The following is a 24,666-nucleotide window of genomic DNA, read 5'->3' as shown; positions in this document are numbered from 1 at the left end:
CGCACCGCCCGCACCGAAGCAGACGTGTGACGAGAACGACGGACACGACGGAGGGAACCGGAATGCGTCCCACCCACGCGAAGGACCACCCCGCGACCGCGCCGCCGTGCCCGGTCGCGGTGGCAAAGACGCCCGTGGCGTCACTTCCGCGCAGGCCGGTGGCCGACGGCGGCGCCGGACACGGCACGACGGAGGCGTGGCCCGCGGCGGGCGGGCCGCTCCCCACCGGGTCCGCCGAAGTGCGCCAGGTCGACGCCGACGTGCCCGGCGCCGTCGGCCGGATGCTCGACCATGTGCTGGCGGAGCGCCTGCGCCACGCTCGGCTGGCGGATCCGCTGTTCGCCGAGGAGCTGGCCGAACGGGTGACACGCTTCACCCTGGAGGGCGGCAAGCGCACCCGCGCGCAGCTGGTGTGGTGGGCCTCGCGGGCCTGCGCCGGCCGGGATCCGGCGGCCGCGGCAGCGGCCCTGCGGATCGCAGGCGCCCTGGAACTGCTCCAGACCTGCGCGCTCGTCCACGACGACGTGATGGACCGGGCGGCGCTGCGGCGCGGCCGGCCCGCGCTGCACACGGACCTGGCCGATCGCTACGCCGACCGGGTGGGGGCCGAGCGGGCCGAGCGGTTCGGGCAGTCGGCCGCGGTCCTCGCCGGGGATCTGGCGCTGGCCTGGGCCGACGACCTGGTGGTGGAAACGCCGCTGGCGCCCACGACCGCGGTGGTGGTGCGGCGGCTGTGGAGCGACATGCGCACGGAGATGGTGGCGGGCCAGTACCTGGACGTGCAAGGCCAGATCACCACCGCGCGGTCCCTGTCCCGCGCGCTGCGCGCCGCCCGCCTGAAGAGCGCCCCGTACACGGTGGAGCGGCCCCTCACCCTGGGGGCCGCCGTGGCGGGCGCGGACGAGGCGACACTGCGCCGGCTGCGCGACGCCGGCCGATGTGTCGGCTTGGCGTTCCAGCTCCGCGACGACCTGGACGACGTCTTCGGCGGCCCGCGGGAGACCGGTAAGGCATGCGGCGGCGACATTCGGGAGGGCAAGCCGACCTATCTGGTCGCGGTCGCCCGTGCGCGGGCCGAGGCCGCCGGCGACGGCGCCGCGCTCGCCGTGCTGGAGCGGTGGCTCGGTGACGCGGCGCTCACCGAGCGCGGCCTGGACGAGGTGCGGGACGTGCTGATCGCGACCGGGGCGCGCGCCACCGTGGAGACCACGATCGACCGGCTCGCCGCGCAGGGGCTGGGGCACTTCGACCGCGCCCGGCTCGACCCGGAGGGCACCGGCCCGCTGCGCGCTCTGCTGCTCGCGGCGGCCGGGGCGCGGCCGGGTCAGGAGGCCGCCGTACGCCTGCGGCCCGCGCACGATCCGTGCGGGACACGGCCCTGCGGCACCGAGGGGACCGGCCGATGACCCGCGCCCTGCCCGGTCCCACGGACCACGTGGTGGTCGTCGGCGCCGGACTCGCCGGGCTGTCGGCGGCGCTGCACCTGCTGGGCGCCGGGCGCCGCGTCACCGTCGTCGAACGCGAGGACCTGCCCGGCGGCCGGGCCGGACGCCTCGACCTGGCCGGCTACCGGATCGACACCGGGCCCACCGTGCTGACCATGCCGGAGCTGGCCGACGAGGCGTTCGCCGCCGTCGGCGACAGCCTGTACGAGCGGGTCCGCCTGGTCCCTCTGCACCCGGCCTACCGGGCCTGCTTCGCGGACGGCAGCAGCCTCGACGTACACACCGGAGCGGACGCGATGGCCGCGGAGGTGGAACGGTTCGCAGGACCGGCCGAGGCGGCGGGCTACCGGCGGCTGCGCGACTGGCTGGAGCGGCTGTACCGGGCTCAGATGCGCCGGTTCATCGACGTCAACTTCGACTCGCCGCTCGGCCTGCTCAACGCCGACCTCGCCCGGCTGGCCGCGCTGGGCGGCTTCGGCCGCCTCGACGCCCGGATCGGCCATTTCCTGAGCGACGAGCGGCTGCGCCGGGTGTTCTCCTTCCAGGCCCTGTACGCGGGTGTGCCCCCGGCGCGGGTGCTGGCCGCCTACGCGGTCATCGCCTATATGGACACCGTCGCCGGCGTGTACTTCCCCCGGGGCGGCATGCACGCGCTTCCGCGGGCGATGGCGGAGGCAGCCGGCGACGCGGGCGCCGAGCTGCGGTACGGGCAACGGGTGACCCACCTGGAACGGTCGGGCGAGCGGATCACGGCCGTCGTCACCGGCACCGGCCGCATCCCGTGCGACGCGGTCGTCCTCACCCCGGATCTGCCCGTCGCCTACCGGCTGCTCGGCCGCCGGCCACGCAGACCGCTGGGGCTGCGCCACTCCCCCTCCGCGGTCGTGCTGCACGCCGGCACGGACCGCACCTGGCCCCAGCTCGCCCACCACACGCTCTCGTTCGGCGCGGCATGGCACACCACGTTCGACGAACTCACCCGTGCCGGACGGCTGATGAGCGACCCGTCGCTGCTCATCACCCGGCCCACCGCCACCGACCCCGGCCTCGCGCCGCCCGGCCGCCACCTGCACTACATCCTCGCCCCCTGCCCCAACACCGCCATCGGCCCGCACGCGGCGGCCTGGTCCGACCTCGGCCCGCGCTACCGGGACACGCTGCTGCGGGAGCTGGAGCGACGCGGACTCGATGGCATCGAAGCCGCCATCGAGGAGGAGTGCCTGATCACCCCGGCCGACTGGCACACCCGGGGGCACGCCGCCGGGACCCCCTTCTCCGCCGCCCACACCTTCGCCCAGACCGGCCCGTTCCGGCCGCGCAACCTGGTGCGCGGCACGCAGAACGCGGTTCTGGCCGGCTGCGGCACCACGCCCGGCGTCGGCGTGCCGACCGTGCTGCTGTCGGGGAAGCTGGCCGCGGCCCGCGTGACCGGCGTACCCGGACGGGGGGCCACCCGCTCGCGCCCCTCCGCGACCGCCGCCCTCCCGGCGAGGGCCGGTGCCCCGGCCCGCCCGGGTTCCCCGGTCCCGTCCGTATTCCGGACCGTCACGCGGGAGGCGGCGGCCGCCCCACCAGCGCTCGAGGCACCTCGCCCCTGTCCGACCGGCGCGCCGGAGCCGCCGGCCTCCTCACCGCAGTCCCCGCCCGCCGCGCTTCAGTCCCCGGTGCCGGAAAGCCCCCCGGCCGACCTCACCGACCCCACGGCCCCCGCGACCGAAGGCAGGACCGGATGACCGATCGAGAGCTCGACGCGGCGGGTATCACCGATCCGGCGCTGCGTGCGGCCTACCGCCACTGCCGCGCCCTCAACGCCCGGCACGGCAAGACCTACTTCCTCGCCACCCGGCTGCTGCCCGTCGAGCGCCGGCCCGCCGTGCACGCCCTGTACGGCTTCGCCCGCTGGGCCGACGACATCGTCGACTCCCTCGACCCCGGCGCCGGACCGGATGTGCGGGTGCGGGCGCTGAGCCGGCTCCAGGGCGAGCTGGAGGAGGGGTTGCGGCGGGGTGGCAGCGGCGAGCCCGTGGTGCGCGCGCTCGCCGACACCGCACACCGTTACGCCATCGACCACGCCCACTTCCGGGACTTCATGACCGCGATGCGCTCCGACCTGGTCGTGACGGCCTACCCCACCTACGCCGATCTGCGTGCCTATATGCACGGCTCGGCCGCGGTGATCGGGCTCGAGATGCTGCCGGTGCTGGGCACGGTGGTGCCGCGGGAGGAGGCCGCGCCGTACGCCGCGGCGCTCGGCGTCGCCTTCCAGCTGAGCAACTTCCTGCGGGATGTCGGCGAAGACCTGGACCGCGGACGCGTCTACCTGCCCGCCGACCTGCTCGCCGGTCACGGCGTGGACCGGGAGCTGCTGGTCCAAAGCCGCGCGACAGGCCATCCGGACCGCCGGATCACCGCCGCGCTCAAGGAGTTCGAGGCGCTGACCCGCGGTGTGTACCGGACGGCGGTGCCCGGCATCGATCTGCTCGAACCGGTGGCGCGGCCCTGCATCCGCACGGCGGCCGTCCTGTACGGCGGCATCCTGGACACCGTCGCGCGCGACGGCTACGCCGTGCTGCACCGGCGGTCGGCGGTGCAGCGGCGGCGCAGGGCGGTGGTCGCCGTCGACGGGCTGGCCCGGGTGGCGGCGGCCCGGCTGCGGGCGCGGACCGGTCCCGGAGACCGGCCGCCCGCTTGCGCCCGCCCCCTGCCCGCGGCCGCGCCCTCGCCGGCGATGGCCGCTTGCTCCGCCGAGGAGGTCGCGTGAACCGCCGTCGCCTGCCGCTGTCGCTGCGTCACCACGCCGTGCCCTGGGAGCGTCAGCGGCCCACCTGGCGCGAGGCTCGGCCGGCGGTGATCGCCGGGGCACTGAAGCGGGCGCAGGCCCGTCCGTCCGGGAACTGGTACGTCGTCGGCGCCTCCCGCGCCCTGCGGGGGGACGCCAAGCCGGCGTCGCGGACCGTGGCGGGTCAGGAGGTCGTGGTCTGGCGCGGCCCCGGCGGGCGCCTCGTCGGCGGACCGGGGATCTGCCCGCACCTGGGGGCGCCGCTGCGGGACAGCCCGGTGCGCTGCGGCACGCTGGTGTGCCACTGGCACGGGCTCGCCCTGGACGGCAGCCCGTACGCGGGCTGGTCGCCGTTGCCCGTGCACGACGACGGGGTGCTGGTGTGGGTGCGGCTGGACACGGTGGGCGGTGAGGAGCCGCTGGACGCACCCGTCGTACCGCGACGGCCCGAGCCCACCCGCGCCCTGACGGCCGTCTACACCGGGGTGGGTGTCTGTGAGCCCGAGGACGTGCTGGCCAACCGGCTCGATCCATGGCACGGGGCGTGGTTCCACCCCTACTCGTTCGTCGACCTCACGGTGGTGGACGCGCCCGGCGGGCCGGCCTGCGCGGCGGACGGCGGCGCGGACGGCCTTACCGTCGACGTGTCGTTCAAGGTGGCGGGCCGGCTGGTCGTGCCGGTCCGTGCCGTCTTCACGGCGCCCGAACCCCGCACCGTTGTCATGCGTATCACCGAGGGCGAGGGCGCGGGCTCCGTCGTGGAGACCCACGCCACCCCGCTCGGCACGGACGGGTCCGGCCGCCCGCGCACCGCCGTCATCGAGGCGGTGGTGACCGCCTCGGACCGTCCGGGCTTCGCCGCCGCCCGCCGGGCCGCGCCGCTGCTGCGTCCCCTGGTGCGCGCCGTGGCCGGGCGGCTGTGGCGGGACGACCTGGCCTACGCCGAGCGGCGCTGGCGGCTGCGGTCGACGGGCCGCTTCCCGGGCTGAGCGGCGCACCAGGCGTTCCCGAGCCCGTTCTCCCACCCGACGGTCACCGGCTCGACCGGCGCGCGCCGGTCGAGCCCTCAACGCGTTCGGTGTCCGGTCGGCAGGACAGCGCCTGCAGGGCCGACCAGAGGTCCGTGACTCATGAGTCGGAGTAGCTGAAGTCGCCAACGGTCCAACTGCTGACGTCCTTGATCGCTACGCGGTACATCCCGCCCGTCTCGGGGATCCCCATGCTTCCTTGCAGGATTCGGGCCACGTGAAAATGCAGATGGGTGGGCGGCCCACCGCGGCCGGGCCGGTCCTGCGTCCCGTCGGCGGTGAAGACACCGGCGAAGGGGCGGAGGCGGTCCGAGTCCCTCAGGATCTCCGACACACGCCGCCTCCACACGGCTTCGGGAGCCAACCGTCCGGTGATGACAGCGCCGCCGGTGACCACGGTCAGGGACATCTGATTGCTCTGCTCGGACTCCACCTTGGCGGCCACGTCAACGAGTAGTTCGTCAGCGTTCGACATGAGAGCCGATTTTATTCATCGATCCGCGGGAGTTCACACGTTGAAGCGGAACTCCACCACGTCCCCGTCCTGCATCACGTAGTCCTTGCCCTCCATGCGGGCCTTGCCCGCCGAGCGGGCCTCGGCCACCGAGCCGGTGGTGACGAGGTCCTCGTAGGAGATGACCTCGGCCTTGATGAAGCCCTTCTGGAAGTCGGTGTGGATCACACCGGCCGCCTCGGGGGCCGTGGCGCCCTTCTTGATGGTCCAGGCGCGGGATTCCTTGGGGCCGGCGGTGAGGTAGGTCTGCAGGCCCAGGGTGTCGAAGCCGACGTGGGCGAGGGTGGCGAGGCCGGGTTCTTCCTGGCCCACGGACTGGAGGAGCTCGAGGGCCTCGTCCTCCTCCAGCTCGGCGAGGTCGGCCTCCAGCTTGGCGTTGAGGAAGATCGCCTCGGCGGGGGCGACGAGGGCGCGCTGCTCGGCCTTGAAGGACTCGTCGGTGAGCTCGTCCTCGTCGACGTTGAAGACGTAGAGGAAGGGCTTGGTGGTGAGCAGGTGCAGCTCGTGGAGGAGGGCGGCGCGCTCGCTGCCCTGGACGATGCCGGCGGAGAAGAGGGTGCGGCCCTCGTCGAGGATGGCCTTGGCCTCCTCGACGGCCTTGACCTGGGGCTGCTTGTCCTTCTTGATCCGGGACTCCTTGACCAGGCGCGGCAGCACCTTCTCGATGGTCTGGAGGTCGGCGAGGATCAGCTCGGTGTTGATCGTCTCGATGTCGCTCTTCGGCGAGATCTTGCCGTCGACATGGACGACGTTCTCGTCCTTGAAGGCGCGGATGACCTGGCAGATGGCGTCGGACTCACGGATGTTCGCCAGGAACTTGTTGCCCAGTCCCTCGCCCTCCGAGGCGCCCTTGACGATGCCCGCGATGTCGACGAAGTCGACGGTTGCGGGGAGCTTGCGGGCCGAGCCGAAGATCTCGGCGAGCTTGTCCAGGCGGGGGTCGGGGACGCCGACCACGCCGACGTTGGGCTCGATGGTGGCGAACGGGTAGTTGGCCGCCAGCACGTCGTTCTTGGTCAGGGCGTTGAAAAGGGTCGACTTGCCGACATTCGGCAGACCGACGATTCCGATCGTGAGCGACACGTTGGCGACTTCCCGTAACTTCCCGTGGTCGGGATGTGAGGACAGAGGACGGACCCCGGCGGGGCCGGTCCACCAGTCTACGGGGCCGCCCCCGATCACCCGGCCGGGCTGACAATCGGTCGAACACACTGCCAAGGTCCTGCGAAGGGCGTGTCCAAGACCGGATTCCCGCCCTCCGGCCGCCTACGTTGGTCGGGTGGAGCAATACAGCACGCGTACGCCGCGCCGCGCGGCGGCCCCGCCGCCCCGCCCGGCCGCGGACGACACGTATACCGGCCGCAGCCGAGGCGCCGGCGCCGGTCAGGGCCGTGGACGGCCCGGCGGCGCGGTCCGGGACCCCCGGCCGCCCGCGCGGCGGCCGACGCCGTCCGGTCCGGCCGCGGCGCTGACCGCCGCGCTGCGGCGGGCCCGGGGGCTGTCCCTCCCGGACCCCCGGCTGACCGGGCTTGGCGCGGGGCTGCTGACCACGCTCACGATGCTGGGCATCGGGTGCCTGGACGCGCTGCTGTTCTCCGGCTCACCCACCGTGTACAGCGTGCTCTTCCTGCCGGCCTGCGCGGCCTGCGGGATGTGGGTGCGCCCGGCCGACCTGCTGGCGGCGCCGGTGACGGCGCCGCTGGCCTATACGGTCGGGCTGCTGCCGATCAACGACGGTTCGGCCGGGTTCAGCGGACAGGCGGTGGGGGTGTTCACCGCACTGTCGCTGCAGGCCGGCTGGCTCTACGCGGGGACGCTGCTGACCGTGCTGATCGTGCTCGTACGGCGGGCGGTGCTGGTCACCCGGCGTCGTCGGCAGCAGCGACCGCGGCCATCCCGGCACCCACGATCCCCGCATTATTCTGCAGCTGCGCAGGCACGATCTCGGCCCTGACGCCCTCGATGAGCGGCAGGAACTTGTCCGCCTTACGGCTCACCCCGCCGCCCAGCACGAAGAGCTCCGGTGAGAACAGCATCTCCAGGTGATGGAGGTACTTCTGCACCCGGCGCGCCCAGTGCGACCAGCTCAGTTCGTGATCGTCCTTGGCCTTGGTCGAGGCCCGCTTCTCCGCCTCATGGCCGTCCAGCTCCAGATGGCCCAGCTCGGTGTTGGTGAGCAGCTGCCCGTCGGTGAAGAGCGCGCTGCCGATGCCGGTGCCGAGGGTGAGCACGATCACGGTGCCCTTGACGCCGCGGGCGGCGCCGAAAGCCACCTCCGCGACCCCGGCCGCGTCCGCGTCGTTCAGCACCGTGACGGGGCAGTCCAGCCGCTCGCCGAGCTGTGACGCCAGATCGGTGCCGATCCAGCTCTTGTCGACATTCGCGGCCGTAAGGGTGACACCGTTCTTCACCACGCCCGGGAAGGTCACCCCGACCGGCCGCCCGGACCAGCCGAAATGCCGGACGACCTCCACCACACCGTCCAGAACCGCCTCGGGCGTGGACGGATGCGGGGTGAGCACCTTATGGCGCTCCTCAGCGAGCTCACCGCGATCCAGGTCCACCGGGGCGCCTTTGATGCCCGAACCGCCGATGTCGATGCCGAACACCTTCGCCGCGGACGCCCCCGTGGCCCCCTGGTCCTGCGTCACCGCTGCGATCCCTCCGCCTCGGCGGCGACCGCCGCGGCCTCCGGCTCACCGGCGGACGTCGCGGCCGCCGCCTCCGCCCGCAGGTCCCGGCGCAGCTCCTTGGGGAGCGAGAAGGTCAGGGACTCCTGCATCGGCTGGACGACCTCGACATCGCCGAAGCCGCGCTCGGCCAGCCACTCCAGGACGCCCTCGACGAGCACGTCCGGCACGGAGGCGCCCGAGGTCACGCCGACCGTGGTGACGCCCTCCAGCCATGCCTCGTCGATCTCGCTCGCGTAGTCGACCAGATGGCCGTCCTTGGCGCCCGCGCCGATGGCGACCTCCACCAGCCGCACCGAGTTGGAGGAGTTCTTGGAGCCGACCACGATGACCAGGTCGGACTCGGCGGCCACCTGCTTGATGGCGATCTGGCGGTTCTGGGTGGCGTAGCAGATGTCGTCGCTGGGCGGGCTGATGAGCTGCGGGAAGCGCTCCTTGAGCGCGTCCACGGTCTCCATGGTCTCGTCGACCGAGAGGGTGGTCTGGGAGAGCCAGACGACCTTGGACTCGTCACGCACGTCGACGTTCTTCACATCGTCGGGGCCGTCGACCAGGGTGATGTGGTCCGGGGCCTCACCGCTGGTGCCGATGACCTCCTCATGGCCCTCATGACCGATCAGGAGGATGTCGTAGTCCTCCTTGGCGAACCGGACTGCTTCCTTGTGGACCTTGGTCACCAGGGGACAGGTGGCGTCGATGGTGGCCAGCTTGCGCTCGGCGGCCTCCTCGTGGACCACCGGCGCGACACCGTGCGCCGAGAAGATCACGATGGAGCCCTCGGGCACCTCTTCGGTCTCGTCGACGAAGATGGCGCCCTTTTTCTCCAGGGTCCGGACGACGTACTTGTTGTGGACGATCTCCTTGCGCACATAGATCGGCGCGCCGTACTGCTCCAGGGCCTTCTCGACGGCGATCACGGCACGGTCGACACCGGCACAGTAGCCACGGGGGGCCGCGAGCAGGACCCGGCGGGCGGAGGTTGCAGTCATGTCCCCCATGGTAGGGGCGATGACCCCGGGGTCTGTCGGTGGTGACCGATACCCTCGCGGTCATGGCTGTCAACACGTCCGCGGAGGCGCCGATCCCGGTCGGCGAGGTGTCCCGGCTGATCGGAAGCTGGATCGACCGGCTCGGCGCGGTGTGGGTCGAGGGGCAGATCACCCAGCTCTCCCGGCGCCCGGGCGCCGGTGTGGTGTTTCTGACCCTGCGCGACCCCAGTTACGACATCTCGCTGACCGTCACCTGCTTCCGTGCCGTCTTCGACCGCATCGCGGACACGGTCAGCGAGGGCGCGCGGGTCGTGGTGCACGCCAAGCCGGAGTGGTACGCGCCGCGGGGCCAGCTCTCCCTGCGGGCCGCCGAAATCCGCCCGGTGGGCGTGGGCGAACTGCTCGCGCGGCTCGAGCAGTTGAAGAAGGCGCTGGCGGCGGAGGGACTGTTCGCGGCCGACCGCAAGAAGCCACTGCCCTTTCTGCCGCAGCTCATAGGGCTGGTCTGCGGGCGCGCCTCGGCCGCCGAGCGCGATGTGCTGGAGAACGCACGGCTGCGCTGGCCCGCCGTCCGCTTCGAGGTGCGCAATGTGGCGGTGCAGGGGGTGCACGCGGTGCCGCAGGTGATCGAGGCGGTCAAGGAGCTCGACGCGCTGCCGGAAGTGGATGTGATCGTGGTGGCGCGCGGCGGCGGCAGCGTGGAGGATCTGCTGCCGTTCTCCGATGAGCAGCTGGTGCGGGCGGTGGCCGCGTGCCGTACGCCGGTGGTCTCCGCGATCGGCCATGAGCCGGACTCCCCGCTGCTCGACCTGGTGGCCGATCTGCGCGCCTCCACGCCCACCGACGCGGCGAAGAAGATCGTGCCGGATGTTGGCGAGGAGCTGATGCGCGTCCAGCAGCTTCGGGAGCGCGCGCTGCGCAGTGTGCACGGGCTGCTGGACCGGGAGGAGCGGGGGCTGGCCGCCGCGCTGGCCCGGCCGTGCATGCGGGAGCCGCACCGGATGGTGGACGAGCGCGCGGAGCGGATCACGGCAGTGCTGGAGCGCGCCCGCCGCTGCCTGGGCCATCTGCTGGACCGGGCCGACTCCGAGCTGTCCCACACCCAGGCGCGGGTGGTGGCCCTCTCCCCCGCCGCGACGCTGCGGCGGGGCTATGCGGTGCTGCAGCACCCCGACGGCTCGGTGGTGCGGGCGGCCGACGAGGTCACGGAGGGCGAGGAGCTGCGGGCGCGGGTCGCCGAGGGCGAGTTCCGGGCGCGCGTCGCTGTCGGTCCGGCTGAATAGGGTGAGGGACATGGCGAAGACGGACGAGCAGGCCCAGCAGACCGCGCGGAGCGACACACCGCGGGCGGAGACCACGCTCGGCTATGAGCAGGCGCGGGACGAGCTGGTCGAGGTGGTCCGCCGCCTGGAGGCGGGCGGCACCAGCCTGGAGGAGTCGCTCGCGCTGTGGGAGCGGGGCGAGGAGCTGGCGAAGGTCTGCCGCCGCTGGCTGGAGGGCGCGCGGGCACGGCTGGACGCGGCGCTGGCGGACGAGACGGACGCGGATGGGGAAGGGGACGGCGAGGGCGCGGAGCGCCCGGCCGAGGGGTGACCGCCGGCGGTTTATCGCGTCCCCAGCGCAAGCACGCACCCCACCCCTGTGTGATTCAGAGCACCTTCCGCACACTGCGCCCGCTTTTTAGTTGAACATTAATCTAAGCGCCGTACAGTAGAGGCCGTCAGCGATATCCCCGCTTATGCAGAGGTTTCTTCCATGGCACTCGTACTCGACCCCGCCGCTCAGGACCTTCTCTTCCGTGAGGCCCGCACCGCGAACACCTTCACCGACGAGCCGGTGACCGAGGAGCAGGTGCAGGCGATCTACGACCTGATCAAGTACGCGCCGACCGCGTTCAACCAGTCGCCGCTGCGCGTTGTGCTGGTCCGTTCCCCCGAGGCCCGTGAGCGGCTGGTCCAGCACATGGCCGAGGGCAACCAGGCCAAGACCTCCACCGCCCCGCTGGTCGCGATCCTCGCCGCGGACAACGAGTTCCACGAGGAGCTCCCCGCGCTCTTCCCGCACTTCCCGCAGGCGAAGGACGTCTTCTTCTCCGAGCGCGCCGCCCGTGAGCAGGCCGCCGGGCTGAACGCCTCGCTGCAGGCCGGTTACTTCATCCTGGGCATCCGCGCCGCCGGTCTCGCCGCCGGCCCGATGACCGGTTTCGACGCCGCCGGGATCCAGAAGGAGTTCCTGGACGAGGACCACACCCCGCTGGTGGTCATCAACATCGGCAAGCCGGGCGAGGACGCCTGGTTCCCCCGTGGCCCGCGCCTGGACTACGACCAGGTCATCACCACGGTCTGAGCCACCACAGACCACACGCCGAAGGGCGTGGTCCGGACCGCTGGTCCGGGCCACGCCCTTCGGTCGTCGCGCTCAGCCCTTCTTCTCGGTGAGCGCGGTGGCCATCTTCGTCAACTGCCCGTACGACGCCGTCCCGGTGACCACCGTGGTCACGCCCGGTTCCTGGCGCACCAGCGCGTCGTACTTGTCGCCCTCGTAGCGGACCCACTCCTCGCCGTCGATCCGCTGGGTGCGCTTCGTCTCCCGCGCCTGCTGTGTGACCTCTTCCACGAACGGCACGGGCTTGCCGTCGCTCTGCTCGACCGCGATGTACTCCTCGTCCTGGTCGAGGAAGCCGAGGTGCCAGAGCGCGCCGTCCGGCTCGGCGGCCGGGCGGTAGGTCACCGACGTCGCGCGCCAGCCCTTGGGCAGGCTCCCGGGCTCGGGGGCGGCCACCGGGTACGGGGCGGCGCGACGGGCCGTGTCCACCTCCACGCGGTAGTCCACCGTCTTCACCCCGGAGCCCTTGGCGCCCTCGTCGTGCGGGATCCCGAAAAGGTAGATGGCCGCCGCGACGACGCCGATCGCCGCCAGCGACAGCACCATGTCCCGGACCGTCTCTTTGCCACGCATACCTGCCACGCCCCCTATCGTCCCTCATCCGGTCGCCGCACCTCGCAACAGGGCCGTGCTCATGCGTGGGGCTGTCTGCTCACTTAGCCAATCAGCGGATAAAGTCATGAACACCCTCACCCTCCTAGCCCCCTGCGGGAAGGAGGGACCTCCCGGTCCGTCGCCGTACAGAAAGGTGCGCTCCGATGACCGAGCATCATCTCCCCTCCCAGCTAGAGGTCAGCCCCGAGGCTCCCGATCGCAACCTCGCCCTGGAACTCGTCCGGGTCACCGAGGCGGGTGCCATGGCCTCCGGCCGCTGGGTGGGCCGCGGCGACAAGAACGGCGCCGACGGCGCCGCCGTGAAGGCCATGCGCTCCCTCGTGCACACCGTCTCGATGAACGGCGTCGTCGTCATCGGAGAGGGGGAGAAGGACGAGGCCCCGATGCTCTTCAACGGTGAGCGCGTGGGCGATGGCACCGGCCCGGAGTGCGACGTGGCCGTGGACCCCGTGGACGGCACCACGCTCACCGCGAAGGGCATGGCCAACGCCGTCTCCGTACTCGCGGTGGCCGAGCGCGGCACCATGTTCGACCCGTCGGCCGTCTTCTACATGGACAAGCTGGTCACCGGCCCCGACGCCGCCGAGTTCGTCGACATCACCGCGCCCCCCGGCGTGAACATCCGCCGGATCGCCAAGGCCAAGAAGTCCAGCCCCGAGGACGTCACGGTCGTGGTCCTCGACCGCCCCCGCCACGAGGGCATCGTCAAGGAGATCCGGGAGGCGGGCGCCCGGATCAAGTTCATCTCCGACGGCGATGTGGCCGGCGCGATCATGGCCGCGCGCGAGAGCACCGGTGTGGACCTGCTGCTGGGCGTCGGCGGTACGCCGGAGGGCATCATCGCGGCCTGTGCGATCAAGTGCCTCGGCGGCACCATCCAGGCCAAGCTGTGGCCCAAGGACGACGAGGAGCGGCAGCGCGCCCTGGACGCGGGCCACGACCTCGACCAGGTCCTGGAGACCAACGACCTGGTCAGCGGCGACAATGTGTTCTTCGTCGCGACCGGCATCACGGACGGGGATCTGCTGCGCGGGGTGCGGTACCGCGCGGAGACCGCCACCACCCAGTCGCTGGTCATGCGGTCCAAGTCCGGGACCATCCGGCAGATCGACTCCACCCACCGGCTGGCCAAGCTGCGCGCCTACGCCTCCGTCGACTTCGAACGGCCGAGCTGAGCGCGCGGTACATCATGCGGCCAGCGGGTAACGCAGACGGCACATGACGAGGGCCGGGTCCCGCCTCCCGGCGGGGCCCGGCCCAGGTCCCGAAGAGTTCAGCCCGCGGCGGCGACCCGCACCGCGCGCTGCAGCTCCGCCTCCCGGCGCCGCCGGCGGGCCAGCACGACCCGGCGCTCGGCCGCGGTCAGCCCGCCCCACACGCCGTACGGCTCGGGCTGCAGCAGTGCGTGCTCCCTGCACTCGACCATGACCGGGCAGCGCGCACAGACGCGCTTGGCGGCCTCTTCCCGCGACAGCCTGGCAGCCGTGGGCTCCTTGGAAGGAGCGAAGAACAGCCCGGCCTCGTCCCGTCGGCACACCGCCTCCGAGTGCCAGGGGCCGGCCTGATCCCGCGCGGGGACGCGCTGCGGGGGCACGGCGGCTTCCAGCAGGGGCTGATGCGGTTGCAGCACGGTCTACTCCTGACGACGGCTCCGGTGGTCACCCTTGCCCGCCTCGAGGTGTACGGCCCCGTGAGCACCCCCATCAGCCGTACGAGAGACGATGCACCAAGCCTTACCCGCTGTGCGCGCGCTTATGCACACCGTTGTCCCACCCGGAACTTCCCCCGCGCATGCTCGTTCTTCAGGGCTTATGCCCGCAGGTTCTTCAGCCGCTTCCCCCGCTTGGGCTTGGCCTCGACACCGCCGAAGACCGCGAACCCGGTGACGTGGATCACCGGTGCGTCGGGGTCCTGCGCCTCGTACGTCCTGACGTCGAAGCCGCCGAGGATGCCCGCGCCCGAGCCGCGCAGCGAGACGTTCTCCGGGACCTTGATGTCCACTCCGCCGAAGGCGGCCACGACATTGATGACGATCTCCCGGTGCTCGAAGACCGCCTCGGTCAGATCGATCTCGACGCCGCCGAAGACCGCCAGGGCGTTCGTACGGCGCCTGACCCGCCAGCGTCCCTTGCGCGTCGAACCGCCGAAGACCGCCACCAGGTTCTCCGACTCGGGCACGGTGCGCGCCCAGTCCGGCTCCGCGTCGTGCGCCGGCGCCGGGCCGGAGCCGCGGGTGGCGGCGACGGGCAGATCGCGCACCAGGGGCTCCAGCGCGCCGAGGGTCTTGGCGCGATAGACCGCGTCGATCCGCTCGGCGTGCTCCTCGGGCTGGAGCCGCCCCTCGGCGAGCGCCTCCCGCAGGATGTCCGCGATCCGGTCGCGGTCCGCGTCGGACGCGCGGAGCTCCCCCTCCGCGACGGGGGCGGCCGCCGGGGCCGGGGCCGGGGCGGCCGCGGGGGCCACCGGGGCGGGTGCGGGGGCGGATTTGGTCAGGGGCACGGGCTGCTGCTCATCCACGGACTCAGGGTATCCAGTCGCGATCTATCGCGACTAGGGGAACGATCCCTGACGGATCCCTGATCCTTCCCCTACCGTCCCAGCGCCCGCGGCCGCGCCCGCTACTGAGCCCTACCTCACAGGTCCCGTTCCGCCGCCCCGTTCTACGCTTATGGACGCGCTGTCGACGAAGTCAGCCGAAGCCCTGTCGAGTGAGGAATGGCCGCGATGCCCCCCGTCTCCCGTCCCGCCCACCCAGCGTTTGCCTATTCGGACCTGCTGCCCCTGGGAGAGGACACCACGCCGTACCGCCTGGTGACCTCCGACGGCGTGAGCACCTTCGAGGCCGGTGGGCGCACCTTCCTGAAGGTCGAGCCGGAGGCGCTGCGCAAGCTCGCGGCCGAGGCGATGCACGACATCTCGCACTATCTGCGCCCCGCCCACCTCGCCCAGCTGCGCCGCATCCTCGACGACCCGGAGGCCAGCGCCAACGACCGCTTCGTCGCGCTGGACCTGCTGAAGAACGCCAACATCGCGGCCGCCGGGGTGCTCCCGATGTGCCAGGACACCGGCACCGCGATCGTCATGGGCAAGCGCGGGCAGAACGTGCTCACCGAAGGCGGCGACGAGGAGGCCCTGTCGCGGGGCGTCTTCGACGCGTACACCAAGCTCAATCTGCGCTACTCCCAGATGGCCCCGCTGACCATGTGGGAGGAGAAGAACACCGGCTCCAACCTGCCCGCGCAGATCGAGCTGTACGCGACCGACGGCGGCGCCTACAAGTTCCTCTTCATGGCCAAGGGCGGCGGCTCGGCCAACAAGTCCTTCCTCTACCAGGAGACGAAGGCGGTGCTGAACGAGGCATCGATGATGAAGTTCCTGGAGGAGAAGATCCGCTCGCTGGGCACGGCCGCCTGCCCGCCGTACCACCTGGCGATCGTGGTCGGCGGCACCAGCGCCGAGTACGCGCTCAAGACCGCCAAGTACGCCTCCGCGCACTACCTGGACGAGCTGCCCGCCGAGGGCTCCCCGACCGGACACGGCTTCCGCGACAAGGAGCTGGAGGAGAAGGTCTTCGAGCTGACGCAGAAGATCGGGATCGGCGCGCAGTTCGGCGGCAAGTACTTCTGCCATGACGTCCGCGTGGTCCGGCTGCCGCGCCACGGCGCCTCCTGCCCGGTCGCGATCGCGGTCTCCTGCTCCGCCGACCGCCAGGCCCTCGCCAAGATCACGCCGGAGGGCGTCTTCCTGGAGCAGCTCGAGACCGACCCGGCGCGCTTCCTGCCGGAGACGACGGAGGAGGAGCTGACCAAGGGCGCGGGCCCGGACCTGGACGCGGTCGCCATCGACCTCAACCGGCCGATGGACGACGTCCTGGCCGAGCTGACCCGGCACCCGGTCAAGACCCGGCTCTCGCTCACCGGCACGCTGGTCGTCGCCCGGGACATCGCGCACGCGAAGATCAAGGAGCGGCTGGACGCGGGCGAGGAGATGCCCGAGTACCTGAAGAACCACCCGGTCTACTACGCGGGCCCGGCCAAGACCCCCGAGGGCTACGCCTCCGGGTCGTTCGGGCCGACGACGGCGGGCCGGATGGACGCGTACGTCGAGCAGTTCCAGGCGGCGGGCGGCTCGAAGGTCATGCTGGCCAAGGGCAACCGCTCGAAGCAGGTCACCGACGCGTGTGCCGCGCACGGCGGCTTCTACCTGGGCTCGATCGGCGGTCCGGCGGCGCGGCTGGCCCAGGACTGCATCAAGAAGGTCGAGGTCCTCGAGTACGAGGAGCTGGGCATGGAGGCGGTCTGGAGGATCGAGGTCGAGGACTTCCCGGCGTTCATCGTGGTGGACGACAAGGGGAACGACTTCTTCCAGGATCCGGCGCCGCAGCCGACGTTCACGAGTATTCCGGTGCGGGGGCCGGGGGTGGCGTAACGCGCCTTGGGGGCGGCGGGGGCGTGGATGCGCCCCCGCCGCCCTTACCCGTCCCCTCCCGGGGCCGCGCCCCGGGGCCCCCGACCGGCCCGGGGCGGGCCTTGTCCGCAAGCGCCGGACGGGCTGGATTTGCCGGACCTGGGCTGGGATTGCATAGGGGCCCGGACGGGGCTTCGCCTCGAAGGGGGTCAGCCTCTCAGTGCCGCTTCGAAGGCGCCGGGGCGTTGGATGACGCCGCTGCAGCGGGTGTTCGGGACGACGTTCTCGGCCGTCTCGGGGCCCTCGGCGCCGGGCGTGGGGACGGCGGAGGTGTCCGACTGGGTCATTTCCGGGGTGCACGGCTGGTCGCGTTCGGCGGACCACATCGACAGCCGTCCGATCCCCTTGTCCGCGGCGAAGCGCGCCAGCCCGGACGCGTCCTCCAGCGTGAAGGTCTCGCCGGTGACGTCGTTGACCCCGATCATCGGTGTCACGGCGAGCACCTTCCAGGCGGCGGCGTCGGACATGCCGAGCACCTCGCGGATCCGGGCCTGTGCGGCGGTGGCCGCCTGGACGGCGTAGTCGCCCATGTCGCCCGTATGGTCCCCGCTGTAGTTCATCGCCATGATGTTGACGGTCGAGAGGATGACCCCCTCCTGTTTGGCGGCCTCCAACTGGGCGACGCTCTCGGCGGTCAGCCCGTCGGGCATGGCGGGCAGGGTGAAGGAGATGTTCAGGCCCTCGTGGGTGCGCTGGATCAGCGCGAGCGCCTGGGCGCGGCGGGCGGCGGCCTCGGTGTTGGCGAGCGCCTCGCCCTCGAGGTCGAAGTCGATCCGGTGCGCCTGGTAGCGCTCGATCACCTCGGCGTAGGCGGAGGCGAGTTCGGGCACGTCGGTGCACACGGTGGCGAGCTCGGTGCCCTCGGCGCCGCCGAAGGAGATCCGTACGTCGCCGCCCGCCCGGCGGACGCCCTCGACCCGCGCCTCCAGCTCCTCGTCGTCGAGCGAGGTGCCGCCGTCCCACACCGGGACGCAGCCGTCGCCCGCGACGACGAAGCCCAGGCTGAACTCCTTGACCCCGCGCGCGGCCGCGGCGGCCATGTCGTACCCCGAGTCCGACCAGGCGTTGACGTACGGCACGAACTCGGCGGGTGGCCGGGCCTCGGGGGGCTGCGACGCCTGCGGCGGTGAGGGCGCGGCGTGCGGCTCGGGTGACTGCTTGTGGTGTCCCGCCCATACGGCGATGGTGGCGCAGACCACCGCGCCGGCCACGGCGATTCCGCTCATGCGGGGGCTGGCCCTCATGGCTCTGGCTCCTTCTTGCGGTCCGGTACGAGGCGCCGGGGGCTGCGCCGCCCGTGCCGTTCTCCTCGCCAAACCTCGCATATTCGGTGAAGCCTACTGAACTATGACACACCGCATGTTTGACTTATATGTCGCATGTCGTATTTTCTGCATTAGCCTCTTCCGTATGGATCCTCAGTCAGATGTGGCCGAGCGCGCGCCTTCGCGTCCCCTCCGCGCTGACGTGGCCCGGAAGGGGCCCGTGTTCGTGGACCTCTCCGGGCGCCGTGGCCGACTGGTACGACATGTGGGCGTAGTCGCGGGGGCCGCCTGCCTCGGCTATTCGGCGGTCCTGGGGCTGGGCTACGCGGGCGGTACGCCGTTCGCGCCGCAGACGCTGATCCCCGGGCATCCCGTCTCCACCGAGGCGTTCGGCCGGCAGCCGAAGCACACCCCGGAGGGGCGTTCGGGACCCTCCGAGTCCCCTGAGCGGCGCGACGACGCGCAGGAGTACGCGTACGCCCCGACCCACCGTCAGCACCAGCGCCACCGGCACGACTCCGAGCGCCCGGAGCCCCAGGCCGCCCGGGAGCCCGTGGCCCTGCCCCCCATCACCACCCGGCCGCGGCCCGCGCCCCCGCAGCCCGCCCCGCCCAGGGCCCACCGCGCGGCGCCGCGGCATTCCCCCGCGTACCCCCGCACCGGCGCCCGCCAGTCCGCCGAGGGACACCGGGCCGCGGGGCACCGCAAGCACACCCACGCGCCCTCGCATCCGGCCGCCCACCCGCCCGCCAAGCACCCCGTGGACGCGTCGCACACCCCGCCGAAGAAGCACCCCACCACCGCCAAGCCACCGGCCAAGGGCTCCGGCCACCCGCAGGCCCCCGGCCGCACCACGAAGCCCGGCCACACCACGTCCCCCAGAAGCCCCAGACCCAGAAACCCCCGCAGCCCAACACGCCCAAGCCCCCGAAGGGCCCCCAGGGGCCCGCCGACGGCGGCAACCCGGCCGGTGGGACGGACGCCCCCGAGGCCGAGGGCGAGGAGTCATGAGCGGCGGCAGACCGCCGAGGCTGCCGCGGCCGCGCCGCCGACCCCCCGCGCCCCGTCAGGACGGCGCGCCCCGCACGGTGTTCCGGCTGACCGGCTCCGGGCGCCGCGCCGCGAAGCTCACGGGCAGGCTCCGGGGCATGGGCAGGCTCGGGGTCATGGGCAGGCTCCGGTTCACGGGCAGGTTCCGCACACCCAAGCTGTTCAAAGCTGACGGCCACACTCCCAAGCTCCGCACCGTCAAGCTGCGAAAGCTCCGCACCCGCACCCGGATGGTGCTCGCCCTCGCGACCCTGCTCGCACTGGTGTGCACTCTGCTGCTGGACGGCTATCTGCACGCCGAGGTCGGCAACGACGCCCGGGTCTACCGCTCACACGCCTCGCGCACCGTCCCCGACCGGCTGCGCAAGGGCGGGCCGGTGATCACCTTCGACCGGAAGGGGAAGGCCACCGAGCACGCCATCCCGTCCAAGACCATCGCGCTGACCTTCGACGACGGCCCGGACCCCCGCTGGACCCCGGAGATCCTCGACGTCCTGCGCCGCCACAAGGTGCGGGGGACCTTCTTCGTGCTGGGCCAGATGGTGGTCCGCCATCCGGAGCTGGTCCGCCGGATGCGGGCCGCGGGCCATGAGGTCGGGGTGCACACCTTCTCCCATGTCGACCTGTCCTACCAGGACAAGGGGCGCATGGACCGCGAACTGGCCCAGTCCCAGCTGGCCCTGGCCGGTGCGGCGGGCATCACCAGCTCGCTCTTCCGCGCGCCGTACGCCTCCAAGGTCCGCGCGCTGGACGACCGCACCTGGCCGGTGCAGCAGCACATCGGCTCCAAGGGCTACATCAGCGCGTTCGTGGACACCGACAGCGAGGACTGGCAGCGGCCCCCGGTCAAGGAGATCGTCCAGAACGCCACCCCCGAGAAGAAGAAGGGCGCGTCCGTGCTCTTCCACGACGCGGGCGGCAACCGCGCGCGGACCGTGACGGCCCTGGGGCTGTACATCGAGCGGATGCAGAAGAAGGGCTACTCCTTCACCACCGTCACCGGCGCACTCGGCGCCCACAGCGCCAACCACCCGGCCCACACCCTGCCGATCTGGGAGGGCCGCGCGCTGATCTGGGCCGCCGCGTTCACCCACAGCGCGCTGCCGGCGCTGATGGCGCTGCTGGGGCTGGTGGGCTTCTCGGTGATCGGGCGGCTGCTGCTGATGGTGGTCCTCGCCTGGTGGCACCGGCGCTCGCGGGAGCGGCGGCGCTGGAGCCGGGTGCAGGAGGTGACCGATCCGGTGAGCGTGATCGTGCCCGCGTACAACGAGAAGGAGTGCATCGCCAACACCCTCAAGTCGCTGTCCGCCTCCACCCATCCGATCGAGATCCTGGTCGTGGACGACGGCTCCACCGACGGCACCGCCGATATCGCCGAGGCGATGGGGCTGCCCAACGTGCGGGTGCTGCGCCAGGCCAACGCGGGCAAGCCCGCCGCGCTCAACCGGGGCATCGCCCATGCCAGCCACGAGCTGATCGTGATGATGGACGGCGACACCGTCTTCGAGCCCACCACCATCCGTGAGCTGGTCCGTCCGTTCGCCGACTCGCGGGTGGGCGCGGTCGCGGGCAATGCCAAGGTGGGCAACCGGGGCAAGCTGATCGGCGCCTGGCAGCACATCGAGTATGTGATGGGCTTCAACCTCGACCGGCGGATGTACGACCTGCTGCGCTGCATGCCCACCATCCCCGGCGCGATCGGCGCCTTCCGCCGCCGGGCGCTGCTGGAGGCCGGGGCATGAGCGCGGACACCCTGGCCGAGGACACCGACATCACCATCGCCCTGCACCGGGCCGGCTGGCAGGTGGTCTACCAGGAGCACGCCCGTGCCTGGACCGAGGCGCCCAGCTCCCTCGGCCAGCTGTGGAAGCAGCGCTACCGCTGGAGTTACGGCACCATGCAGGCGCTGTGGAAGCACCGCCGCTCGCTGATCGACCGGGGGCCCTCGGGGCGGTTCGGCCGGGTGGGGATGCCGCTGGTGGTGCTCTTCCAGATCCTCACCCCGCTGTGCGCGCCGCTGATCGACCTCTTCACCCTCTACGGGGTGATCTTCCTGGACCCGGTGCGCTCGCTGCTGGCCTGGGGCGCGCTGCTCCTGGTGCAGCTGCTGGGGGCGGCGTACGCGTTCCGGCTGGACCGCGAGAACTACCGGGCACTGGCCGTACTGCCGCTGCAGCAGATCGCCTACCGCCAGTTGATGTATCTGGTGCTGCTGCACTCCTGTGTCACCGCGGCGACCGGCGCCCTGCTGCCGTGGCAGAAGCTCAAGCGCACCGGTGAGGTGGAGACCCCGCGGGCGCCGGAGGCCGTACGGTGACCGGGCTCACTCGTTCGGCACCGCGGGCGCGGGAACACGAGGTGGCGTGATGACGCTGTGCCGGACGGAGGTGTCCCCATGACCGACGAGAGCCACCGCGACGACAGCCCCCCGGAGGGCTACCGCATCGAGCACGACTCGATGGGCGAGGTGAGGGTCCCCGCGCACGCCAAGTGGCGCGCCCAGACCCAGCGGGCGGTGGAGAACTTTCCCGTCAGCGGGCAGCGGCTGGAGCGGGCGCATATCGAGGCGCTGGCCCGGATCAAGGGCGCGGCCGCGCTGGTCAACGCCGATCTGGGTGTGGTGGACAAGGACATCGCGGGGGCGATCTCGGAGGTGGCGGCCCAGGTCGTTGAGGGCCGCTGGGACGACCACTTCCCGGTGGACGTCTTCCAGACCGGCTCCGGCACCTCGTCCAACATGAACACCAATGAGGTGCTGGCCACCCTGGCGAGCGAGCGTCTGGGCCGTCCGGTGCACCCCAACGACCATGTGAACGCCAGCCAGTCCTCCAACGATGTCTTCCCCTCGTCGATCCACATCGCGGCCACCGCGGCCGTCACCCGCGATCTGATCCCGGCCCTGGCCCATCTGGCGGAGGCGCTGGAGCGCAAGGCGACCGAGTTCGCGGAGGTGGTCAAGGCGGGGCGCACCCATCTGATGGACGCCACTCCGGTGACCCTCGGTCAGGAGTTCGGCGGCTACGCGGCCCAGGTGCGGTACGGGATCGAGCGGCTGCGCGCCGCGCTCCCCCGGCTGGCCGAGCTGCCGCTGGGCGGTACGGCGGTGGGCACCGGGATCAACACCCCGCCCGGGTTCGCCGCCGCCGTCATCGCCGAGCTGGCCCGCGCCACCGGGCTGCCGCTGACCGAGGCCCGGGACCACTTCGAGGCGCAGGGCGCGCGGGACGGGCTGGTCGAGACGTCCGGGCAGCTACGGACGATCGCGGTCGGCCTCACCAAGATCTCCAACGATCTGCGCTGGATGGCGTCGGGCCCCCGCACCGGGCTCGCCGAGATCGCCCTGCCCGATCTGCAGCCCGGCTCCTCGATCATGCCGGGGAAGGTCAACCCGGTGATTCCCGAGGCCACGCTGATGGTCGCGGCGCAGGTCACCGGCAATGACACCACCGTCGCCATGGCCGGGGCGGCCGGGAACTTCGAGCTCAATGTGATGCTCCCGGTGATCGCCAAGAATCTGCTGGAGTCGATCCGGCTGCTGACCAATGTCTCCCGGCTGCTCGCGGACCGCACGATCGACGGGATCACCGCCAACGCCGAGCGGGCCCGGGAGTACGCGGAGTCCTCGCCGTCCGTCGTCACCCCGCTGGGCCGCTACCTCGGCTACGAGGAGGCGGCGAAGGTGGCCAAGCGGTCGCTGGCGGAGCGCAAGACCATCCGGGCGGTGGTGCTGGAGTCCGGCTATGTGGAGCGCGGGCTGCTGACCGTGGAGCAGCTCGACGAGGCGCTCGACGTGCTGCGCATGACGCATCCTTAGCCGGGCGTTGGCCACCGGTTGCGGCATAGGTCACGGCATCGCGGCCCCTGCGCACCTAAGATCTGCTCATGACAGCGGACATCGCGGAGACGACGGGGACGGCGGACATCGCCCGGTGGGCACCGGGTGACCATATCCTGTGGCGCTATCGGGCCAACGCCTCCGAGCTCATCCACATCTGCCGTCCCGTGACCGTCGTCGAGGACACCGCCGAGCTGCTCGCCGTCTGGCTCGCCCCCGGCACCCCCTGCGTCAAACCGCAGCTCACCGACGGCACCTCGGTGCACCACGAGCCGCTGTCCACGCGTTACACCAAGCCGCGGACCACCGCGCTGTCCCAGTGGTTCGGCACCGGGGTGCTGAAGCTGGCGCGGCCCGGTGAGCCGTGGTCGGTCTGGTTGTTCTGGGACCAGGGCTGGCAGTTCAAGAACTGGTACGTGAACCTGGAGGAGCCGCTGGTCCGCCGGGCCCGCGGAGTGGACTCCGAGGACCACTTCCTGGACATCGCGGTCTACCCCGACCGTAGCTGGGAATGGAAGGACGAGGACGAGTTCGCGCAGGCGCAGCGGGCCGGGCTGATGGGCCCCGAGCAGGCGGAGCGGGTCCGGGCCGCGGGCCGGGCGGCCGTGGCGACCATCGAGTCCTGGGGAGCGCCGTTCCGGGACGGGTGGGAGGACTGGCGGCCCGACCCCGCATGGTCCGTGCCCGCCCTTCCGGCGGACTGGGGCCGTACGGACAAGAAGCACACCTCGGCACACTCGAGGTCATGAACCTCTTGTCGTGTCCCAGTGTTTCAAACGTAGGATCGTCGTCCGGAACACTGCCCATGCGGGACACCAGATGCCGGCGCAAGTCACGGGCGATGCGCAAGATCTGACGTATTGTCACAGGAGGGGGCGGAGTCGTGAGCGGTGAGGACGCGTGCAGGGACGGTTACGAGGGCTACGAGGACTTCGACCGCCTGGCACTGGACCGCAGCGGTCAGTCGGACGCCTTCGACACCATCGGCGACCGCTATGACGAGGCCTTTCCGTACAAGGAGGGCCAGATCGCGGCCGGCCAGTGGCTGGCCGAATCGCTGCCGCCCGGCTCCCGGGTGCTCGACGTCGGCTGCGGTACGGGCCTGCCCACGGCCCGTCAGCTGGTGGACGCCGGGCACGAGGTGGTCGGGATCGACATCTCCCCGGGGATGCTCAAGCTGGCCCGGGACAATGTGCCGGAGGCCACCTTCCACCATGTGGACATCGTCGATCTGCGGGTGGGCGGCCGATACGGCCCCGGAGGCCCCCGGGAGCTCGGCCCCTTCGACGGCATCGCCGGCTACTTCACCCTGCTGCTGCTGCCCCGCCCGGAGATCCCGTACGCACTGCGGACCCTGCACGCGGTGCTCAGGCCCGGGGGGCTGCTGGGGCTGGGCATGGTGGAGGCGGACATCGACGACTTCCCCATCCCGTTCCTCGGCAACTCGGTCCGGGTATCCGGATATCTGCGGGACGAGCTGCGCCAGGTCGTACGCGAAGCGGGCTTCGAGATCGCCGGGGAGGACTCACACGCGTACGCCCCGGCCAGCACGGACGTACCACCCGAGATCCAGCTCTATCTGAACTGCCGACGACGTGCCTGAC

At 72.0% G+C, this 24,666-nt stretch carries 21 protein-coding genes and 1 pseudogene; 14 read left to right on the top strand and 8 right to left on the bottom strand.

The window, feature by feature from the left end:
- Positions 1–62: 62 nt before the first annotated feature.
- The 4 genes from BLV72_RS22260 to BLV72_RS22245 are packed head-to-tail and all read left to right on the top strand — an operon-like array spanning position 63 to position 5,213.
- Positions 63–1,406, top strand: coding sequence for a polyprenyl synthetase family protein (locus tag BLV72_RS22260; RefSeq protein ID WP_093464384.1), 1,344 nt, complete (start codon positions 63–65; stop codon positions 1,404–1,406).
- On the top strand, positions 1,403–3,178 hold the full coding sequence (locus tag BLV72_RS22255) for a phytoene desaturase (RefSeq protein WP_244320910.1): 1,776 nt from the start codon (positions 1,403–1,405) through the stop codon (positions 3,176–3,178). The genes BLV72_RS22260 and BLV72_RS22255 overlap by 4 nt, the downstream gene beginning before the upstream one ends.
- Positions 3,175–4,206 carry a phytoene/squalene synthase family protein gene (locus tag BLV72_RS22250; protein WP_093464383.1) on the top strand — a complete coding sequence of 344 codons (1,032 nt, stop codon included), beginning with the start codon at positions 3,175–3,177 and terminating at the stop codon, positions 4,204–4,206. Before BLV72_RS22255 ends, BLV72_RS22250 begins: the two co-directional genes overlap by 4 nt.
- Entirely contained in the window at positions 4,203–5,213 is a 1,011-nt protein-coding gene (locus tag BLV72_RS22245; protein WP_093464381.1) for a Rieske (2Fe-2S) protein, read from the top strand. Before BLV72_RS22250 ends, BLV72_RS22245 begins: the two co-directional genes overlap by 4 nt.
- A 139-nt stretch (positions 5,214–5,352) precedes the next feature.
- On the opposite strand, the gene BLV72_RS22240 is transcribed toward BLV72_RS22245, so the two are convergent.
- Both BLV72_RS22240 and ychF read right to left on the bottom strand, forming a co-directional pair.
- On the bottom strand, positions 5,353–5,727 hold the full coding sequence (locus tag BLV72_RS22240) for a hypothetical protein (protein WP_093464379.1): 375 nt from the start codon (positions 5,725–5,727) through the stop codon (positions 5,353–5,355).
- A 33-nt stretch (positions 5,728–5,760) separates the two neighbouring features.
- Positions 5,761–6,849 carry a redox-regulated ATPase YchF gene (gene ychF, locus BLV72_RS22235; RefSeq protein ID WP_093464377.1) on the bottom strand — a complete coding sequence of 363 codons (1,089 nt, stop codon included), beginning with the start codon at positions 6,847–6,849 and terminating at the stop codon, positions 5,761–5,763.
- 196 nt (positions 6,850–7,045) lie between these two features.
- On the opposite strand from ychF, the gene BLV72_RS22230 reads away from it, so the two are divergent.
- Positions 7,046–7,720: a DUF6542 domain-containing protein gene (locus BLV72_RS22230; protein WP_093464375.1), complete on the top strand. Its 675-nt coding sequence runs from the start codon at positions 7,046–7,048 to the stop codon at positions 7,718–7,720.
- On the opposite strand, the gene ppgK is transcribed toward BLV72_RS22230, so the two are convergent.
- Together ppgK and BLV72_RS22220 are read right to left on the bottom strand one after the other, a co-directional pair.
- Complete coding sequence (gene ppgK, locus BLV72_RS22225; protein ID WP_093464373.1) at positions 7,626–8,417, bottom strand: polyphosphate--glucose phosphotransferase; 792 nt, start codon at positions 8,415–8,417, stop codon at positions 7,626–7,628. The genes BLV72_RS22230 and ppgK overlap by 95 nt on opposite strands.
- Positions 8,414–9,454, bottom strand: a complete 1,041-nt coding sequence (locus BLV72_RS22220) for a 4-hydroxy-3-methylbut-2-enyl diphosphate reductase (protein ID WP_208905698.1) — start codon at positions 9,452–9,454, stop codon at positions 8,414–8,416. Before BLV72_RS22220 ends, ppgK begins: the two co-directional genes overlap by 4 nt.
- A gap of 53 nt (positions 9,455–9,507) precedes the next feature.
- Between BLV72_RS22220 and xseA the strand changes: the two genes are divergently transcribed.
- The 3 genes from xseA to BLV72_RS22205 all read left to right on the top strand — a co-directional run bounded on the left by xseA (position 9,508) and on the right by BLV72_RS22205 (position 11,791).
- Positions 9,508–10,728, top strand: coding sequence for an exodeoxyribonuclease VII large subunit (xseA, locus tag BLV72_RS22215; protein ID WP_093470483.1), 1,221 nt, complete (start codon positions 9,508–9,510; stop codon positions 10,726–10,728).
- Between the two features lie 10 nt (positions 10,729–10,738).
- Positions 10,739–11,038, top strand: coding sequence for an exodeoxyribonuclease VII small subunit (locus BLV72_RS22210; protein ID WP_093464369.1), 300 nt, complete (start codon positions 10,739–10,741; stop codon positions 11,036–11,038).
- Positions 11,039–11,200: 162 nt separating this feature from the next.
- The gene (locus BLV72_RS22205; protein WP_093464367.1) at positions 11,201–11,791 is read left to right on the top strand and encodes a malonic semialdehyde reductase; all 591 of its coding nucleotides are present in this window, start codon (positions 11,201–11,203) and stop codon (positions 11,789–11,791) included.
- Between the two features lie 72 nt (positions 11,792–11,863).
- Here the strand turns inward: BLV72_RS22205 and BLV72_RS22200 are convergent, their stop codons facing one another.
- The gene (locus tag BLV72_RS22200; protein ID WP_093464365.1) at positions 11,864–12,403 is read right to left on the bottom strand and encodes a DUF4245 domain-containing protein; all 540 of its coding nucleotides are present in this window, start codon (positions 12,401–12,403) and stop codon (positions 11,864–11,866) included.
- Positions 12,404–12,588: 185 nt separating this feature from the next.
- Between BLV72_RS22200 and glpX the strand changes: the two genes are divergently transcribed.
- Positions 12,589–13,620, top strand: coding sequence for a class II fructose-bisphosphatase (gene glpX / locus BLV72_RS22195; protein ID WP_093464363.1), 1,032 nt, complete (start codon positions 12,589–12,591; stop codon positions 13,618–13,620).
- Between the two features lie 98 nt (positions 13,621–13,718).
- On the opposite strand, the gene BLV72_RS22190 is transcribed toward glpX, so the two are convergent.
- Both BLV72_RS22190 and BLV72_RS22185 read right to left on the bottom strand, forming a co-directional pair.
- On the bottom strand, positions 13,719–14,075 hold the full coding sequence (locus BLV72_RS22190; protein WP_020868722.1) for a WhiB family transcriptional regulator: 357 nt from the start codon (positions 14,073–14,075) through the stop codon (positions 13,719–13,721).
- 179 nt (positions 14,076–14,254) lie between these two features.
- A complete protein-coding gene (locus BLV72_RS22185) occupies positions 14,255–14,962 on the bottom strand; it encodes a DUF1707 SHOCT-like domain-containing protein (RefSeq protein WP_093464362.1) in 708 nt (235 codons plus the stop codon).
- Between the two features lie 207 nt (positions 14,963–15,169).
- Here BLV72_RS22185 and BLV72_RS22180 point away from each other — a divergent pair, with 207 nt between their 5' ends.
- Entirely contained in the window at positions 15,170–16,873 is a 1,704-nt protein-coding gene (locus BLV72_RS22180) for a fumarate hydratase (RefSeq protein ID WP_093464360.1), read from the top strand.
- A gap of 188 nt (positions 16,874–17,061) precedes the next feature.
- Here BLV72_RS22180 and BLV72_RS22175 read toward each other — a convergent pair whose 3' ends face one another.
- A complete protein-coding gene (locus BLV72_RS22175) occupies positions 17,062–18,156 on the bottom strand; it encodes a chitinase (protein WP_093464359.1) in 1,095 nt (364 codons plus the stop codon).
- Between the two features lie 1,187 nt (positions 18,157–19,343).
- On the opposite strand from BLV72_RS22175, the pseudogene BLV72_RS22160 reads away from it, so the two are divergent.
- The 4 genes and pseudogenes from BLV72_RS22160 (at position 19,344) to BLV72_RS22145 (ending at position 24,665) form a co-directional block, all read left to right on the top strand.
- A pseudogene (locus tag BLV72_RS22160) lies at positions 19,344–21,544 on the top strand (bifunctional polysaccharide deacetylase/glycosyltransferase family 2 protein).
- A gap of 78 nt (positions 21,545–21,622) precedes the next feature.
- Positions 21,623–23,041, top strand: coding sequence for a class II fumarate hydratase (locus BLV72_RS22155; protein WP_093464355.1), 1,419 nt, complete (start codon positions 21,623–21,625; stop codon positions 23,039–23,041).
- A 68-nt stretch (positions 23,042–23,109) separates the two neighbouring features.
- On the top strand, positions 23,110–23,811 hold the full coding sequence (gene fomD / locus BLV72_RS22150) for a cytidylyl-2-hydroxypropylphosphonate hydrolase (protein WP_093464354.1): 702 nt from the start codon (positions 23,110–23,112) through the stop codon (positions 23,809–23,811).
- A gap of 134 nt (positions 23,812–23,945) precedes the next feature.
- Entirely contained in the window at positions 23,946–24,665 is a 720-nt protein-coding gene (locus BLV72_RS22145; RefSeq protein WP_093464353.1) for a class I SAM-dependent methyltransferase, read from the top strand.
- Position 24,666: the final 1 nt, after the last annotated feature.

Source organism: Streptomyces melanosporofaciens (genome assembly GCF_900105695.1).
GTDB classification, from domain to species: Bacteria; Actinomycetota; Actinomycetes; order Streptomycetales; family Streptomycetaceae; genus Streptomyces; species Streptomyces antimycoticus.
The sequence above is the reverse complement of the archived record's forward strand: the minus strand, read 5'-3'. Positions and strand labels throughout refer to the sequence as shown.